Annotated in this window: 10 protein-coding genes; 3 read left to right on the forward strand and 7 right to left on the reverse strand. The window is 70.5% G+C overall.

Annotated elements, in window-relative coordinates; all coding sequences use genetic code 11:
* Positions 1 to 145: 145 nt before the first annotated feature.
* Both ASD90_RS08865 and ASD90_RS08870 read right to left on the reverse strand, forming a co-directional pair.
* The gene (locus ASD90_RS08865) at positions 146 to 1,027 is read right to left on the reverse strand and encodes an SDR family oxidoreductase (RefSeq protein WP_082588590.1); all 882 of its coding nucleotides are present in this window, start codon (positions 1,025 to 1,027) and stop codon (positions 146 to 148) included.
* A 531-nt stretch (positions 1,028 to 1,558) separates the two neighbouring features.
* Positions 1,559 to 2,116: an OsmC family protein gene (locus tag ASD90_RS08870; RefSeq protein ID WP_056754800.1), complete on the reverse strand. Its 558-nt coding sequence runs from the start codon at positions 2,114 to 2,116 to the stop codon at positions 1,559 to 1,561.
* A 121-nt stretch (positions 2,117 to 2,237) separates the two neighbouring features.
* Here ASD90_RS08870 and ASD90_RS08875 point away from each other — a divergent pair, with 121 nt between their 5' ends.
* Entirely contained in the window at positions 2,238 to 2,891 is a 654-nt protein-coding gene (locus ASD90_RS08875; RefSeq protein ID WP_056756276.1) for a TetR/AcrR family transcriptional regulator, read from the forward strand.
* A gap of 166 nt (positions 2,892 to 3,057) precedes the next feature.
* Here ASD90_RS08875 and ASD90_RS08880 read toward each other — a convergent pair whose 3' ends face one another.
* Together ASD90_RS08880 and ASD90_RS08885 are read right to left on the reverse strand one after the other, a co-directional pair.
* Positions 3,058 to 3,384 (reverse strand): hypothetical protein, encoded by a 327-nt coding sequence (locus ASD90_RS08880; protein WP_056754803.1) that lies wholly within the window; start codon positions 3,382 to 3,384, stop codon positions 3,058 to 3,060.
* A complete protein-coding gene (locus ASD90_RS08885) occupies positions 3,381 to 4,229 on the reverse strand; it encodes an alpha/beta fold hydrolase (RefSeq protein ID WP_056754806.1) in 849 nt (282 codons plus the stop codon). Before ASD90_RS08885 ends, ASD90_RS08880 begins: the two co-directional genes overlap by 4 nt.
* An 80-nt stretch (positions 4,230 to 4,309) precedes the next feature.
* Here ASD90_RS08885 and ASD90_RS08890 point away from each other — a divergent pair, with 80 nt between their 5' ends.
* Positions 4,310 to 4,993 carry a TetR/AcrR family transcriptional regulator gene (locus ASD90_RS08890; protein WP_082588591.1) on the forward strand — a complete coding sequence of 228 codons (684 nt, stop codon included), beginning with the start codon at positions 4,310 to 4,312 and terminating at the stop codon, positions 4,991 to 4,993.
* A 126-nt stretch (positions 4,994 to 5,119) separates the two neighbouring features.
* Here the strand turns inward: ASD90_RS08890 and ASD90_RS08895 are convergent, their stop codons facing one another.
* From ASD90_RS08895 to ASD90_RS08905, 3 genes are read right to left on the reverse strand one after another with little or no spacing between them, the layout of a single operon-like run.
* Positions 5,120 to 7,450 carry a beta-galactosidase gene (locus ASD90_RS08895; protein WP_056754809.1) on the reverse strand — a complete coding sequence of 777 codons (2,331 nt, stop codon included), beginning with the start codon at positions 7,448 to 7,450 and terminating at the stop codon, positions 5,120 to 5,122.
* Entirely contained in the window at positions 7,447 to 9,642 is a 2,196-nt protein-coding gene (locus ASD90_RS08900) for a glycoside hydrolase family 3 N-terminal domain-containing protein (protein WP_056754811.1), read from the reverse strand. The genes ASD90_RS08895 and ASD90_RS08900 overlap by 4 nt, the downstream gene beginning before the upstream one ends.
* A gap of 1 nt (position 9,643) precedes the next feature.
* The gene (locus tag ASD90_RS08905) at positions 9,644 to 13,123 is read right to left on the reverse strand and encodes a GH36-type glycosyl hydrolase domain-containing protein (RefSeq protein WP_056754814.1); all 3,480 of its coding nucleotides are present in this window, start codon (positions 13,121 to 13,123) and stop codon (positions 9,644 to 9,646) included.
* A 189-nt stretch (positions 13,124 to 13,312) separates the two neighbouring features.
* On the opposite strand from ASD90_RS08905, the gene ASD90_RS08910 reads away from it, so the two are divergent.
* On the forward strand, positions 13,313 to 14,995 hold the full coding sequence (locus ASD90_RS08910; RefSeq protein ID WP_056754817.1) for an ABC transporter substrate-binding protein: 1,683 nt from the start codon (positions 13,313 to 13,315) through the stop codon (positions 14,993 to 14,995).
* Positions 14,996 to 15,004 lie beyond the last annotated feature (9 nt).

Consider the following 15,004-nt stretch of genomic DNA (forward strand, 5'->3'; position numbering starts at 1 on the left):
CGAAGGCCAGAAAAGTATGAGTGCTGACCCGCCAGCCGCTACCGGAACCGAGCCTCCCAGCAACACCAGGCACCCGGCTAGAACCCATGAGATGAGTGTAGGAGACTCGATCTGCAGGACTGGATGCCAGCCGTGGGATGCAGGATCAGACGGTGTCCCAGTTGTGCTCGCTGATCCAGCGCACAAGCGATAGGGGCTCGACGCCAAACTGCGCGCGCGTCGCCGTCATGTCGACGGCCCCCGTACCGCGCCGGATCATGGACCTGACTTGCGCCGCGACCTCGAAGGCGACAGTTTCGCCAAAGATGGGCGCCAGCGCTCGCTCGTAGTCGTCGGGGTCGATGGGCAGGTAGCTCAGTGAACGCCCCATCACCTCACCGAACCGCGCGGCGATGTCGTCGCCGGTGAGCGCCTCGGGTCCCCCTACGTCGAACTCCTGCCCTGCCAGGTCGCCACGCTCGAGCGCGGCCACTGCGTACGCGGCCGTTTCTTCCGCCGAGACCCACGACATCGGGAACTGGGCGGGCAGCGGGAATGCCACGACACCTGACTCGACGATGCCCGGCCTGATCCATGGGCCCAGGAAGATCTCGTAGTAGAAGGTCGGGCGAATCACGACGCTCGGGATTCCGCTGGCGCGCAGGTAGTCGACGACCTCCTGCCGAGCCTGGTAGGCGTGCACATCCTCACCGGATATGACGTGGGCGCTGGTGTTGAACACCACGAGGTCCACCCCGGCCGCTTTGGCGGCGTCGACGGCGTTGCGGCCATAGGCCTCGTGCAGCTCGAAGTCGTACTGCAAGGGCAGTTGGAGGACTACGCGCTCGATGCCCTCATTCGCCGCCGCGAGACTTTCCCGGTCACCGAGGTCGGCCACCGCGACCTCGGCGCCGCGAGCGGCCCAGTGGGCGGCGTGGTCTGCGTCGCGTGTCACCACCCGCGTGTTCTTGCCCTGTTTGAGCAGCTGGTCCTCGACCGGAGTTCCTTGGGTGCCCGTTGCACCGTAAACGAGCACAGTTCCAGCCATTGTCGTTCCTCCAGTACTGACGACGGCGCACCGGACAGTGCGGCCCCGAGGATCCTCATGATCGTCCTCGCGGGTTCTGGTCGTCTACTGCTTCCAAGCCCCACCTTGAGGTGACAGCGCAGTGATCCACAAGATCCGGAGCCCGTTTAGGTGCCGACCTTTAGAGGAGAGCAGGCGTCCGACATCACGAAGATCCATTCGGAACCAACAATCATCGGCCGTATCGGCAGGATCCATCGGGGCTTGGCCCGGGACTTGACCCCTGGCCGGAGCAGTTACCGCTGCGGTACTGCTCATCATCTGACCACCCGGACAGGTGAAGGCAAAGCGAAGCCCCATCACGTGGGGGCTTCGCGCAGGCTGGGAGTTGCGTGGGCGCCCCGAGGCGTCTGGTGCCCGCGACTGCGCGCCGAAGTTGATGCCCAGCCCCGCTCGTGCGGCTTGCTCTGGGGGCGGAGGTCAGGCGGCTACATGGTGCGAGCCGGGCCTGATGTCCGCGCCGGGTCCGGCGCGGACATCAGGTGGATCACCTCAGGCGCGTGCAACGTCGATGGTCACGGCGACCGGGTTGGTGATCGTGTCCCGGACGGGCGAGAAGCGGGTGAGGGCGGCCAGCTCGGCGACCTGCTCGTCGTCGAACTCGCCGGCGACCTTGATGCTCACCTGGATCTGCTGGTAGCCGGGGCGGACGTTGCCGTCGAGGCCGAGGAAGCCCTGCACGTCCAGGTCCCCTTCGACCGTGCACTCCAAGCCCTGCAGCGCCATGCCGCGGGCGGCGGCGTGGTAAACGACGGTGCCTGCCAGGCAGGCTGCGAGGGCCTGCAGGGCGAACTCGCCAGCGTTGGGGGCCCGGTTCTCACCGAGCAGGACCGGCGGTTCGTCGCTGTCGACGAGGAACGGCTGGGCGCGGGTGGTGTCCTCCTGGCCCGCGCCGTAGAAGCCCTGGATCGTGGTGCGGCTGTGGCCGCCGTCGACCCAGTGGTTCCGTGCGCGGAACTGGAACCGTCCCAGACCGGGGTCGGCCGTGACGGCTTCGATGGTGGCGTTCAGGCGCTCGAGGTCGACGCCGTTGACGGTGCTGATGCTCATAGTGGTTTCCTCTCGGGTGTTGAGTGGTTCGACCGCGCCCGACCTTCCACCGATAGTTGGCACGATCGGTCGTACTACTTGGTGGCGTGACAGTACGACCGATCGTGCTATGTTGTCAATCATGACGAGCGATACCACGAGCCAGGTGAGACCCCGGCCGCGTCAGCGGCGTGCAGACGGGGAGCGCACTCGCCGGGCCATCCTGAGCAGGGCCGCGTCGCTGGCCACCGTCGACGGACTGGAGGGACTCTCCATCGGAAACCTGGCGGCCGCGACCGGGATCAGCAAGAGCGGTCTCTACGCGCACTTCGGGTCCAAGGAGGAGCTGCAGCTGGCCACCGTGGAGGAAGCGGAGCGCATCCTTAAGGAGGAAGTGGTGCAGCCGGCGCTCGCCGCCGCACCCGGCCTGGGTCAGTTGGCGGCGGCGTGCGAGGCGTTCTTCAGCTACGTGGAACGTCGCGTCTTCCCCGGCGGCTGCTTCTTCGCAGCCACCTCGCTGGAGATGGGAGCGCGCCCCGGGCCGGTCAGGGATCGCCTCGCCACTGTCCAGTCCGACTTCACGGCCCTGCTGCGCTCCTTTGCGGGGACCGCGATCAAGCAGCATGAGCTTGCCGCCCATGAGGACCCCGACCGGCTCGCCTTCGAGCTCCACGCGATCCTTCTGGGCGCCGACACCAAGTTCGTCCTGCATGACGACCCGGCCGTTATGTCCCTCGCCCGCGAAGTCATCAGCCACCGGCTGGGACTGGACACCATCGCCGACGCCCCCACGTGAGCTCGCCCAGGGCGGTCGCTGCAGACGGAAGTCCAGCGCCGGGGAGCACGTTGACGAACATGAGCGCGCCACGGGCACCGAGTACGCGCCCGGTCACCGTGATGAGGCTGCGTATGGCAGGTTCCTCCAACAAGCCCTTGCCCACGGTATCGACGTACGTCCCTTGCTAGCCGAGCGAGACGCGCCCAAACCTGAGCTTCACCCGGCTTAGTAGTGACGACGCTGCCCCGGGCGAGCCCGGCCCGACGGACGAGTAGTTGCCCACCAACTGCAGCACCGCACAGCCCATCAGCAGACACTCGACGCCTCGCATCTGGGTGAGCAGCCCGCGAACCAAGAGCACCGACACCACCGTCGGGCCGACCGTTTCCAGTCCGAGTAATCTGGACGGTCCGAACTCGGCGACGTTGTGGACGACCAGGCCGAGCCATGACAGCGCGACGGGTGGGACGACGGTCGTGGCCGGAGTGGCCCAGTCAGGCGATGCCGTCACTGCACCGTCGGCCGCCGTTCGGAGACAGTCGCTGCGTCCTCGGCTGCCCAGAAGTCGGCGACGAGTTGCGCCGTGGTGGCCGGTACCTCCAGCGGCACGAGGTAGGCGGCGTCCGGGACGATCGCCACGCCACCGGACGGGAGTAGTCGAGTTGCTTCTTGTGCCTGCGCGGGCGTGAAACCGTGGTGGTCGGCGCCCGTGATGATCAGAGTGGGCTGGGCGACGTGCCGGAGCGGGTCGCTCAGGTCGGTCCTGTGCAGCGAGACCGAGGTGATCGCGTTGCGCAACATTCGCCGATCCGCACGGCGCAGGCAGTCATGGACGAGGTCCACGGCCTCCGCGTCGCCGGCCCGGGTCCGGGGCGACAGCAGCACCTTGCTGGTGCCGTTGACCACCGCCGGCGAGGGCCCCGACGCCCGGTACAGGCCGAGAAGCAGATAAGTGCGCGCCCGCTCTAGCGGGCTCAGGGCTGCGATCGGGCTGCCCAGCATGACCAGGGTCCGGACGCGGCTGGGATGCCGCGTCGCTGCAAGAACGCCGACGTGACCGCCCCAGGCGTTGCCCACCCAGTCCACCGGCCTCTGGACCCCGAGTTCGTCGAGGATCGTGATGGCGGCATCGGCGCACTCCTCGCTGCTATAGCGGCGACCGGGATCTGTGCTGTTCCCGTGCCCCGGCCCGGTGACGATCAGCAGCTGCCGTCCGCCCTGAATCAGCGGCACGAGCCGTTTCCATGATCGGTCGTCCACGAACAGGCTGTGCCACAGCACCACCGGCTGACCCTGACCCAGGACCTGGACCTTCAGGTGCCCGACAGCCGTTTCCACGATGTGTTGCTCTTGCATGACGCCTCCGTTGACAGTGTCAACCTCTAGTGTCGATACCATTGGTTGACAGTGTCAACCCCCCAGATGTGGAGGAAGGGATGGACAGCGCACCGGAGGTGGTGGGCACCGGCGACGCGCTGGACCGTCGCCTGGTTCAAGCAGCCGTCAAGGCGCTAGAGGACACGCCCGCTGACGCGCTGAGCTTGCGACAAGTCGCCCAGTCCCTCGGCGTGAGTCACCAGGCTCCCTACGTGCACTTCGGCTCCAAGCGCCGGTTCCTGGCGGCGGTGGCAGGCGCCGGGCTGCAGAGTGCCGCCGACGACGCCGCGGCAGCCGTCGCCGCCAGCCCCGATTCGTTGAGCCGGTTGCATGCCCTGACGGGCGCCTACCTGTCCTTCATTCGCGACCGGCCCCATCTGCACGACCTGGCCTACGGGCCCGCCATCGCCAAACGAGACCACCCGGCGCTGCAGCGCGCAGCAGCCGAATACTGGTCCTTGCTCCACGACACCGTCGCAGCGTGTCAACCCCCCGGCATTGCCGAGGAAGAGGTGCTCCGCCGTTCCGCCGCCACCTGGGGGACCGTCTACGGCATCACCCGACTGGTCACCTTTCACCAGATACCCCAGTCGGTGCCCGCGGATGCGGACACGCTCGTCCACGCCGCAATCGACGCGCTCTTCACCGGATGGCAAACCCAGCGGATCACTCGCGAACCCTCCGACCACAACACGCCGAGAACGTCGCCATCCCCCCACAACGATGAGGCGGTTAGCCCATAGTGGGCGCTGAGCCTCTAGCCCTATCTGGGCGGTATGGGCTACGTGCAGGGAGTCCATCGCTCAGCAGCGAAACGGCCGGGGTGCGACGTGTTGTCGTGACCCCGGCCGTTTCTCGTGCCTCTGACTTCAGGGCCGCAGAGCGTGCTCCCCCGGGGCCAGCTCCACGGGCAGGCCGTCGACGATGACCGTCGTGCCGCCGTCCTCGTCGAGGCCGGGGCGGAAGTGCACCGTGCCGTCCGCGTCCACGCCGGCGATCTCCGCGGACGCCCAGTCCAGACGACGCCCCGCGACGTCGAGGCCGAGGGGCAGGATGTGCCCCGACCGCGGCGGCACCTGCAGGGTGGTGCCGACCGCGATCGGGGTGCCGTCGAGGGCGACCGTCACCGTGGCCCGTGCGCCCGAGGTGTTGATGACGTGCAGGGCCCGCTGGCCGTCGTCGGTGACCGTCGTCGTGGCGAAGACGCCCGGCCACTGGGTCTCGAGGCGCAGCCCAGGGGTCACCCCGAGGCTCGAGAGGGCCCGGTCGAAGAGCACCGGGTCCGAGGGGACCTGGGCCGCGAGGACGATCGCCCGCCCCTCGCCGAGCGGCACGTCGACGCCGCACACGGCGCCGTAGACGTCCGTCAGGACGACATCGCCACGCTCGTGCGACAGAGCCTGCACCCAACCAGCCCGCATCTCGGGCCACGGCTGCGCCCACCCGTGGGCGACGAGCGACGGGTAGTAGTGGCCGGTGTCGCGCACCACCTCACCGCCTCTGATCCCGAGGGCGTCCGCCAGCAGCGTGCACGGCGAGCCGTCCAGGTCGCGCTCCGGGACGCGGCCGAGGAGCACGACGTTGCCGCCGGCGCTGACGTGACCGACGAGCCGCTCCTGGACGACTCTCGACAGGTAACGCCCGGTGCCGACGAGCACGGTGCTGCCAGGCTTCGGGTCGCGCCGCTCGAGATGCGTTGCCCCGTAACGGAACCCGCCGAGCAGGAGTGAGCGTGCCAGCGCCTTGCGCTCGCCGGCGCCGCGGTGCGACGTCAGGTCGTCGACGACCTCGGTCATGAGCTCGGAGCCCGGGTGGTGATACTCCGTCATGTACGCATCGAGCACGAGTCCCAGCGAGAGGTCGTCGTGGTCCTCGTCCATGCGGGCGAGCCACGGCTCGTTGGCCTTGACCGCCAGCACTCCCTGCCGCGTCGCCTCGTAGGCGTAGCCGCGCTGCCCCTCGGGCCCGACGGGCGCGGCCGTGCCGTGGCGCTCGCCGGTGAAGCTGATCCGGTCGTTGCCGTCGTCGATGCGCTCGTCGAGTGGCGGGTTGATGCCGCCGGCGAAGAGGTAGTAGTTGACGAGCCGGTTGCCCTGGGCGAGGCAGAGACGCGTCTTGAGGTCGGCCGTCGAGGGGTCGTGCTGCATCTCGGCCCCGGCGCCGTAGTCACCCGACCCGGCCTCGAACTCGAGCGAGGTGAGCGGCTGGTCGCCGTCGTGCACCGCGGCCATGTAGGCGTTGATGACGTAGAGGTCGGTCATGGTGTCGAGCGTGGCCTCGCCGAGGTAGTGGTCGGACCCCGAGACCATCCCCGGGATGCCGGCATACGTGTCGACGAGCTGGCTGATGCCGATGGGGAACGGCGCGCCGTTGCCACCCTCGGTGCCGTGGATGTTGACGAAGAACGGCACGCCCGCGACGCCGCGCTCCTCGCACATCCGGCGCAGCGCCGCGACGTAGTCGGCGAAGCGGCGGCGCATGAAGAGGCCGAGGTCGAGCCGGAGCGCTCCGGCCCACTCCTCCTTGGGGGAGCGGACGACCTGCGCCCAGCCCTCCTCACCCGGCGCGACGGCATACGGCTGGTCGGCGCCGTGACGCTCGCGGACGAAGTCGCCGAACGCCTCGACGAGCCCGTCGGTGAGGTCGGGCGAGTTCGTCACCCAGGCGAGCATGCCGACCTCGTTGTCGAGCTGGACGCCGATGATCGGGCCCCCGTCGGGCTGCAGCCGCGGTGCGAGCACCGGCATGATCGCGTCGAACCACCGCGCGCTCTCCGACTGGAACGCCGGCGCCAGGTAGTCGACCGTGCTCGAGCTGACCTGCTCGCCGTCCCAGCCGACCGGGCTGACCTCGGGGTGGTCGCGGTAGACGCTGAACGGGATGCCCTCGTTCTTCAGCTCGGCCATGATGAACGGTCCGGGCCGGGCGATGAAGCGCAGGCCCTTCGCGGCGGCGAGGTCGATGAACGCCCCGATGTCGCGCTCGGGCCGGGTCTCGCCGGTGACGTCGATGCTGCCGTCGGGCAGCTCGTGGAAGATCCACGGGATGTAGGAGGCGACGGTGTCGCAGCCGGCCTCGACGAGCAGGTCGAGGCGCTGGCCCCACTCCGCGCGCGCGACGCGGAAGTAGTGCACCTCGCCCGACATGACGATGCGGGGCTCGCCGTCGATGCGGATCTGGCGGTGGACGGTCTCGATCATGAGGAGGCCTTCGGGGAGGTGATGGTGACGGACACGGGCTGGAGGCGGGCCGCGTCGGGCCCGGTGAGCAGGACGATCTCGCCCTCGTCGACGCGCGTCGTGAGGTCAGGGCCTGCGTATGCCGTCTGCTCGGCCTGCACGTCGAAGGTGACCTCGCGTGCTTGGCCGGGCTCGAGGTCGACGAGCGCCCAGTCGGTGAGCTCGACGAGGGGGCGGGTCACCTGGGCGACGGGGTCGCGGAAGTAGAGCTGGACCACCTCGCGGCAGGGGCGCCCACCGGTGTTGGTGACGGTGACGGTGAGCGTCGTGGACCCGTCGGTCGTCATCGTCGGCGACGACAGGCCCGGCGCCCCGTAGTCGACGGTCGTGTAGGACAGGCCGAAGCCGAAGGGCAGCCGCGGGTAGGTGAGGGCGTCGATGTAGCGGCCCTCCTCGTGGTCGACCTCGGCCCGGATGAGCCGGCCCGTCGGCCGCTGGTGCGTGCTCGTCGGGATGTGGCCCGTCGAGAGCGGGAAGGTCATCGGGAGCCGGCCGTGCGGCTCGGCGTCGCCGAGCAGGACGTCGGCCAGGGCGGTGCCGGCCTCGACACCGGGGTGCCACACGACGAGCACCGCGTCGGCGAGGTCGAGCAGCTCGGTGAGGTCGAGCGGGCGGCCCGTGTAGACGACGGCGACGAGCGGCTTGCCGAACGCCGCCACCGCGCGCACCAGCTCGAGCTGGCCCGGAGGCAGGCCGATGTCGACGACGGACTGCGCCTCGCCGGAGCGGGACCGGTGCTCGCCGAGGAGCAGCACCGACGTGTCTGCCGCGCGCGCCTGCATCAGGGTCACGTCGGGGAAGCGGCCGTCGACGACCGTGACGCGGTCGCCCAGGCGCTCGCGCAGGGCCGCCCCGGGGGTCACCACCTCCTCGCCGCGGCCGTCGAGGACCCACGTGCCGAGCAGTGCATCGCCGTCGTCGACAAAGGGCCCTGACAGCAGGACGCGTCCGGCGGCGTCGCCGAGCGGCAGGACGCCGTCGTTCTTGACGAGCACGTGCGCCGCCCGGGCCGCACGGAGGGCGACGGCCCGGCTCCCGGAGGTCGGCGCGTTCGAGGCACCCGGCCGGGCGGCATACGGACGCTCGAAGAGCCCGAGGCGGAACTTGAGCCGCAGCACGCGACGGACGGCATCATCGACGAGCGCGAGGTCGACCTCTCCCGACTCGACGAGCCCCTCGAGGTGCTCGAGGTAGGCGCCGCTGACCATGTCGAGGTCGACGCCCGCCCGGATGGCGAGGGCAGCGGCCTCCCGCTTGTCGGCGGCGACGCCCTGGAAGACGATCTGGCCGATGCCGTTCCAGTCGGCGACGACGACACCGTCGAAGCCCCACTCGCCCTTGAGGACCTCGCGGACGAGGTGCTCGTGGGCGTGCATCGGTATGCCGTCGACGTCGTTGAAGGCCGCCATGACGGTGAGGACGCCGGCGTCCAAGGCCGAGCGGAACGGGCGCAGGTGCAGGTTGCGCAGGGTGTTCTCGCCGACGCTGACCGTGTCGTAGTCGCGGCCACCGGCGGCGAGGCCGTAGCCGACGAAGTGCTTGGCGCACGCCGCCAGCCGGTCGGGGTCGCTCGGGTCGTCGCCCTGGAAGCCGCGGACGAGCGAAGCGGCCAGGCGGCCCGAGAGCACCGGCGTCTCGCCGAGCGACTCGGCGACCCGGCCCCAGCGCGGCTCCTCGGAGATGTCGACCATCGGCGTGAAGGTCCACGCCACCCCGTCGACGACGGCCTCGCGCGCCGCGACCTCGCCGATCTCCTCGGCGACGTCGGGGTCGAAGGAGGCGGCGATGCCGAGCGGGATCGGCGCGACGGTGCGGTGGCCGTGGATGACGTCGCGGCCGAAGAGCAGCGGGATGCCGAGGCGGCTGCCCTCGACGGCGTGGCGCTGGGCGGCGTCGATGTTGCCGACGAGCACGCCCTCGTCGCGCTCGTTGCCGCCGGTCGGGCCGGACGCGTAGAGGCTCGAGCTGATCCGGCCGGCCGCGATCTCGCCGGCATCGGCCTCGGGGTCGATGTTGGCGACCTGGTGGGTCTGGCCGACCTTCTCGGCCAGGGTCATCTCGGTCATGAGGAGGTCGATGCGCTCCTCGACGGGCAGCGTGGCATCGAGCCACGGCCGCTGCTGGGTGGGCGGCGTGGCGGTGACGTCAGTCATGTCAGTGGGTCTCCACGAGAATCTCGATGGTGGGTTCGGTGGTCCGGGTGCCGTGGTCGCCGTCCGGCGCCGGGGCCGCGAGCAGGTCGGCGGCCCGCACGGCCGCTCCCGCCCGGCGGTAGGGGTTGGTCAGCGGGCGCAGGCGCAGCTCGCGCCCACCCACGCAGACCCGCCGGACGCCGTGGCCCACGGGCCCGACGACGTAGCGGACCGTGAGGTCGCTGCCGGCGAGCGGCAACCGGGCCGTGAGCTCGCTCGCCCCCGTCTCGCCGTTCGGCGGCAGCACCGGGTCGATCTCGACGTCGTCGCCGCGCTGCCGGATGCCGAGCAGCACCTCGGTGACGAGGCGGAGCACGAGTCCGGGGCCGGAGGAGTAGACGCGCCACCCGCCCTCGAGCGGCACGTCGCCGGCCATGAGGGCGGCATACCGCTCGGACGCGTCGTAGCGGTCGGTGAAGGCGCCGTCGGACGACGAGTAGTAGCACGTCGTCTGGCGCGGGCGGGCTTGTGGCACCAGCGAGTCCAGCCCCACGGGACTCGCCTTGGCGAGGGCGTTGAGCAGCGCGGCACCGTCACCGACGCGGGCCAGCGCCTCGGCGTAGCGCAGGTGGGCGTGCATGTACATGAGGCCGATCTCGCGGCCCCAGAAGGTGCTCGCCTCGGCGCGCTGGAAGACCGTCATCGGCCCGCCGACGTAGCTGACCGGGCGGTCGAAGAGACGCGCGCCGTCAGGCCCGAGGAGGTGCTCCTCGGTGAGGTCGAGGTGGTGGCGGGCCTGCTCGGGCGTCAGCAGGTCGGCGCCGATCGCGTGGATCCAGGGCAGCACGCCGTAGCGCAGGCCGGTGCGCTCGTCGGTGGGGTGGACGAGCGGCTCGAGGCGGCCGTCCTCGTGCTGCAGCAGGTAGCCGGGAAGCACGGGGTCGGAGGCGAGCTGGTCGAGCAGGGCGTCGTGGGTGCGCTCGGCGAGCTCGTCCGCGTCGGCGGCGAGCGCCGTCGTGCCGCCCGGTGCACCGACCGCGTGGAGCCCCTCGGCGAGGGTGCGCAGCGACTGCGTCTGGAGCACGGCCGTCCACGTGGAGACGAGGTGGGCGGCGAGGTGCGGGTCGGCCGGCTGGAGCGAGTCGTTCCAGTCGCCGTGGCCGTATGCCGGCAGCGGGCTCCCGGGGACCGTGCTCTCGGCGATGCGCGCCACGGCACGCCGCAGGTGCTCGGCCACGGTCGCCGGCTCGCCGAGCGCGTCGTCGCCGACGAACGCGACCGTCTCGTCGAGGAGGCTCGCGTCACCGGTCGTGCGCAGGTAGTCGCCGGCCGCGAGGACGGGCCAGAAGACGACGTCGCCGTGCGAGTCCTGCTGGCCGGTCTCGGGTAGCGGGGGGAGGAACTCGAACGCCTGCGGCCAGTCGCCGCGGGCGTTCTGTGCGCGGAAGACGCGCAGCAGCACGTCGCGGACGGCGTCCTGCCGACCGAGCGCGGTCAGCAGGCCGACCGGTCCCTGGCAGACGTCGCGTGTGCCCCACGCGCCGCCGGAGAACTGCTCGAGGCCGCGCGGCGAGAGGTAGTGGACGAAGGCGTTGTGCGCGAACCACGGCAGAGCGGCGGAGAGGTTCGCGGCCTGGGACCCGGCGTCGCCGAGCGATGACCCGTCGAGGCTGACCGCGTGGCCGGCCTTGTCCCAGAAAGCCGCTCCGAGGTGCTCGCCGGTGGGGACGACCTCGCCGACCGCCGCGTCACCGGCCCCCGGCGCGGAGCCGACGACGACCTCGAGCTGCTCGCTCGGGTCGAACAGGACGGTGACCCAGCCCGGGCCGCGCCCGACGCCGTCGGCCTGGAGCCGGGCGTCGCCGACCTGCGGCGTGCCCGGGCCGGTCCACGAGATGCGCCACGGCCTCGGGTCGTGCGCCGTCGTGACCTCGACGTGGTCGCCCTCGGTCGCCACAGAGGGTGCCTCGGAAAGGTCGTCGGCCACCTGCATGGCGAGGAGCACCCGGCGCGGGGCCGCGCCGCGCTGCCCGACCGACAGCGTCAGGGCGTGCTCGTCGGCGGGGGCGCTCGAGGTCACGGTGAGCAGGGGACCGGACGCGGCGGCATACCACCACGTGCAGTGGTCGAGCCCGGTGAACCACGCGCTCGGCGTCTCGAGAAGGCTCCAGGTGCCGTCGGCGTCCTCGACGAAGAGCCGGAGGCCGTGGGCGCGCTGGAGGCCGAGGTAGGTGCGGCGACCCGTCACGACGGGGTTGCGTCCGACGTGCCCGCGGGTGATCTGCGAGTGGAAGGTGCCGGCCATCCAGACCGTCGACGCGAGGGAGCGCGAGTCGGGGGTGAAGGCGTCGCCCGTGCGGAGCAGGTGCCCGTGCGGGCGCAGGACCGCGAGCTCCTTGGCGGGCGTGACGAGCTGGCCGCCGCGGACGGTCCACGCCAGCTCGGTGCCGTCGTCGGCCGACTCGACGCGGGTCCGACCGTCGAGCAGGCCGGCGTCGTCGAGCTCGGCGCGGTCGAGGGGCCGCGACGCGAAGCCGGGGCTGGAGGACCACAGGGTCGCAGGGGTCGCGGCGTCGGCCCTGTCACCCGCCCTGTCACCCGCCCCGTCACCCGCGCCCCGCCGGCCGTGGGCGCCGTCGCCCGCCGGCGCCCACGGGGTCGGAGTGGCGGCCAGTGCGACGTCGGCCCAGCGGGCGTCGGCGTCGGACGTGGCCTCGGGATGGTCCTCGAGGACGATGCCCCAGAAGCCGGTGCGGTGGGTGTCGGCCGGTGCGATGAGGGCCGGGGCGTCCTGCAGGGCGATGAGCGAGTGCTCGTGCTGGAGGCGCGCGCTCGGCAGCTCCGGGGCGTCGAGCCCGGGCCAGGCCACGCCGCGCCCGGTGCGCTCGACGAGCTGGAGGGCGTCGGTCGCCCAGCCGGCGCCCGTGCCGACCGTGCCGACCATGAGCCACGGCACGCGCTCGCCGGGCATGTTCTGACGGACCGCGACCGCGGTGCCGTGGTCGGCCGTCGCGACCGGGGTGATGTCGAGGTACTGGCTGACGTAGTACTCGTTCACGCGGACGTTGCCGAGGGGCGCGAGGGCGGGGTCGTGGGTCAGGAGCGCGTCGGCCGTCACGGGCTCGCCCGTCGTGTTCGTCAGCTCGAGGTCCCAGTGCCACGTCGGCGTGGCCGGTGACCCGTCACCGAGCTGGAGGGTGAGGGAGTAGGCGAGTCCCTCGTGCCGGCCCCTGACGGTGACGGAGCCGTCGCCCGGGGTGACCACCGAGCCGCTGCCGGGCCCCAGCAGGGCCCGACGACGTATGCCGTCCGGCCGGTGCACGCGCAGGTGCACGTTCGTCAGGCCCGCCTCTGCGACGGTCGCGGGGTGCAGCAGCAGGCTGGTGCCGAAGGCCTCGAGACGGCGCAAGGCACCGTTGTCGAGCACCTCGGCGGAGAGCGTGGAGCTGCCCTCCGGGGTGAGGACCGTGGGGGCGGTCAGGACGGCGTTGTCGTCGAGCACCTTTCATTCCTACCAGCGGGCCTGATTTCGCTCCAGAGCGAATCCCCTTGAAAACAAATGAAAGTCAGGGCACGCACAAAGGACCCCATGAAAGTAGTTACATGCCTCCAGAGCGTTGACAGTCGTCATGAGCGCGCCCATAACCTGACGGAAATCCCGCCCTTGATGAAGGACTGACGGAGGTCTGCAATGACGCTGACTCGCACGAAACCCCTGTTGATCGTGACCGGCCTCACCGCCGCCCTGGCCCTGACCGGCTGTGCCGGCAGTGCGAAACAGAAGGAGAGCGACGGCGCAGCCGGCGCCGGCGGGATGATCCCCCAGCTGACGTTCCCCTCGGAGGCAGATGCGTCCGTCGGCAGCCTCGCGAACTACAACCCCTACGCACCGAAGCCGCTGACGACGACGTGGCTCTACGAGCAGCTCATCGTCCGCAACGCGCTCACCTGCGAGGAGACTCCGTGGCTGGCCGAGAAGGCCACCTGGGAGGGTGGCGAGAAGCTCACCTTCGACATCCGGCAGGGCGTCAAGTGGACTGACGGCCAGCCGTTCACCGCCAAGGACGTCGCCTTCACCTTCAACCTCATGAAGCAGTATCCGGCGCTCGACAAGCCCGGTGTCTGGACGTCGACCTTCGGTGCGCCGGCCACCAGCGTGACGGCGGAGGGCAACAAGGTGGTCTTCGCCTTCTCCGGCAACGCCGCGCCCAAGTACGACGGGATCATCGCGTCGAAGATCCTGCCCGAGCACATCTACTCGAAGGTCGGCGACCCGACCAAGTACGTCGACAAGACGCCCGTGTCCACCGGCCCCTTCAAGGTGGGCAGCTTCAACGGCCGCCAGCTCGTCCTCGAGCGCCGGCCGGACTACTGGCAGGCCGACAAGATCAAGGTGAAGAAGCTCGTCCTCGAGGGCCAGTACGACGCCTCGCAGGCGGCTCTCAAGCTGCGGTCCGGTCAGCTCGACGCCTACTTCGGTGAGATCCCCAACCCGGAGAAGACCTTCGTCAGCGCGGACCCCAAGAACAACCACTTCTACTACGCGCCCAACGGGATGTCGGTGCTCACGGGCAACAACGAGAAGCCGCCGTTCAACGACGCCAAGTTCCGCGAGGCCATCTCCTACGCCATGAACAAGCAGGAGATGTCGCTCAAGGCCACCTACGGCGTCATGAAGCCGGCGAGCCAGACCGGCCTCAAGCTGCCGTCCATGGACAAGCTGCTCCCTGCGCAGTACGCCGGCAAGGACACCGTCATGCCGTACGACCTCGCGAAGGCGGGCGAGCTGCTCGACGCCGCGGGCTACAAGAAGGGGCCCGACGGCAAGCGCACGAACCCGGACGGCTCGCCGCTCACGGTCAACTTCTCGGTGCAGGCCGGCTGGATCGACTACCAGGCCGTCGCCGACGTGGCGGTCAAGGGGCTGAACGACCTCGGCATCACGTCCAAGGTCACCGCTTCCGCACCGGACTCGGTGGACGGTCAGAAGAAGACCGGCGACTACCAGCTGATGATCGAGTACCTGCACGGTGGTTGCGAGCTCGCCAAGAACCTCGGCACCAAGCTCTCGAGCACCCAGATCCCGACGAAGACCGAGGTGCTGCCCAACGTCCAGCGCTTCAAGGACCCGGCGGTCGACGCGGCGGTCACGAAGCTCGCCGGCGACACGGACCGGGAGAGCCAGAAGACCGATCTCGCGCCCCTGGTCGACACGATGATGACGCAGTACCCGGTCACGTCGCTGATCTACGCCCCGGCCCGCGTCATCTACCGCACGGACAAGGCGGTCGGCTGGCCGAGCGAGCAGGACCCGTATGCGAACCCGCAGGACGACAAGCTCCTCATGCTGACCCACCTCACCGCCCCGCAGTGACCATCTCCA

Origin of the sequence: Terrabacter sp. Root181 (assembly GCF_001428505.1) — a bacterium.
Taxonomy (GTDB): Bacteria; Actinomycetota; Actinomycetes; order Actinomycetales; family Dermatophilaceae; genus Terrabacter.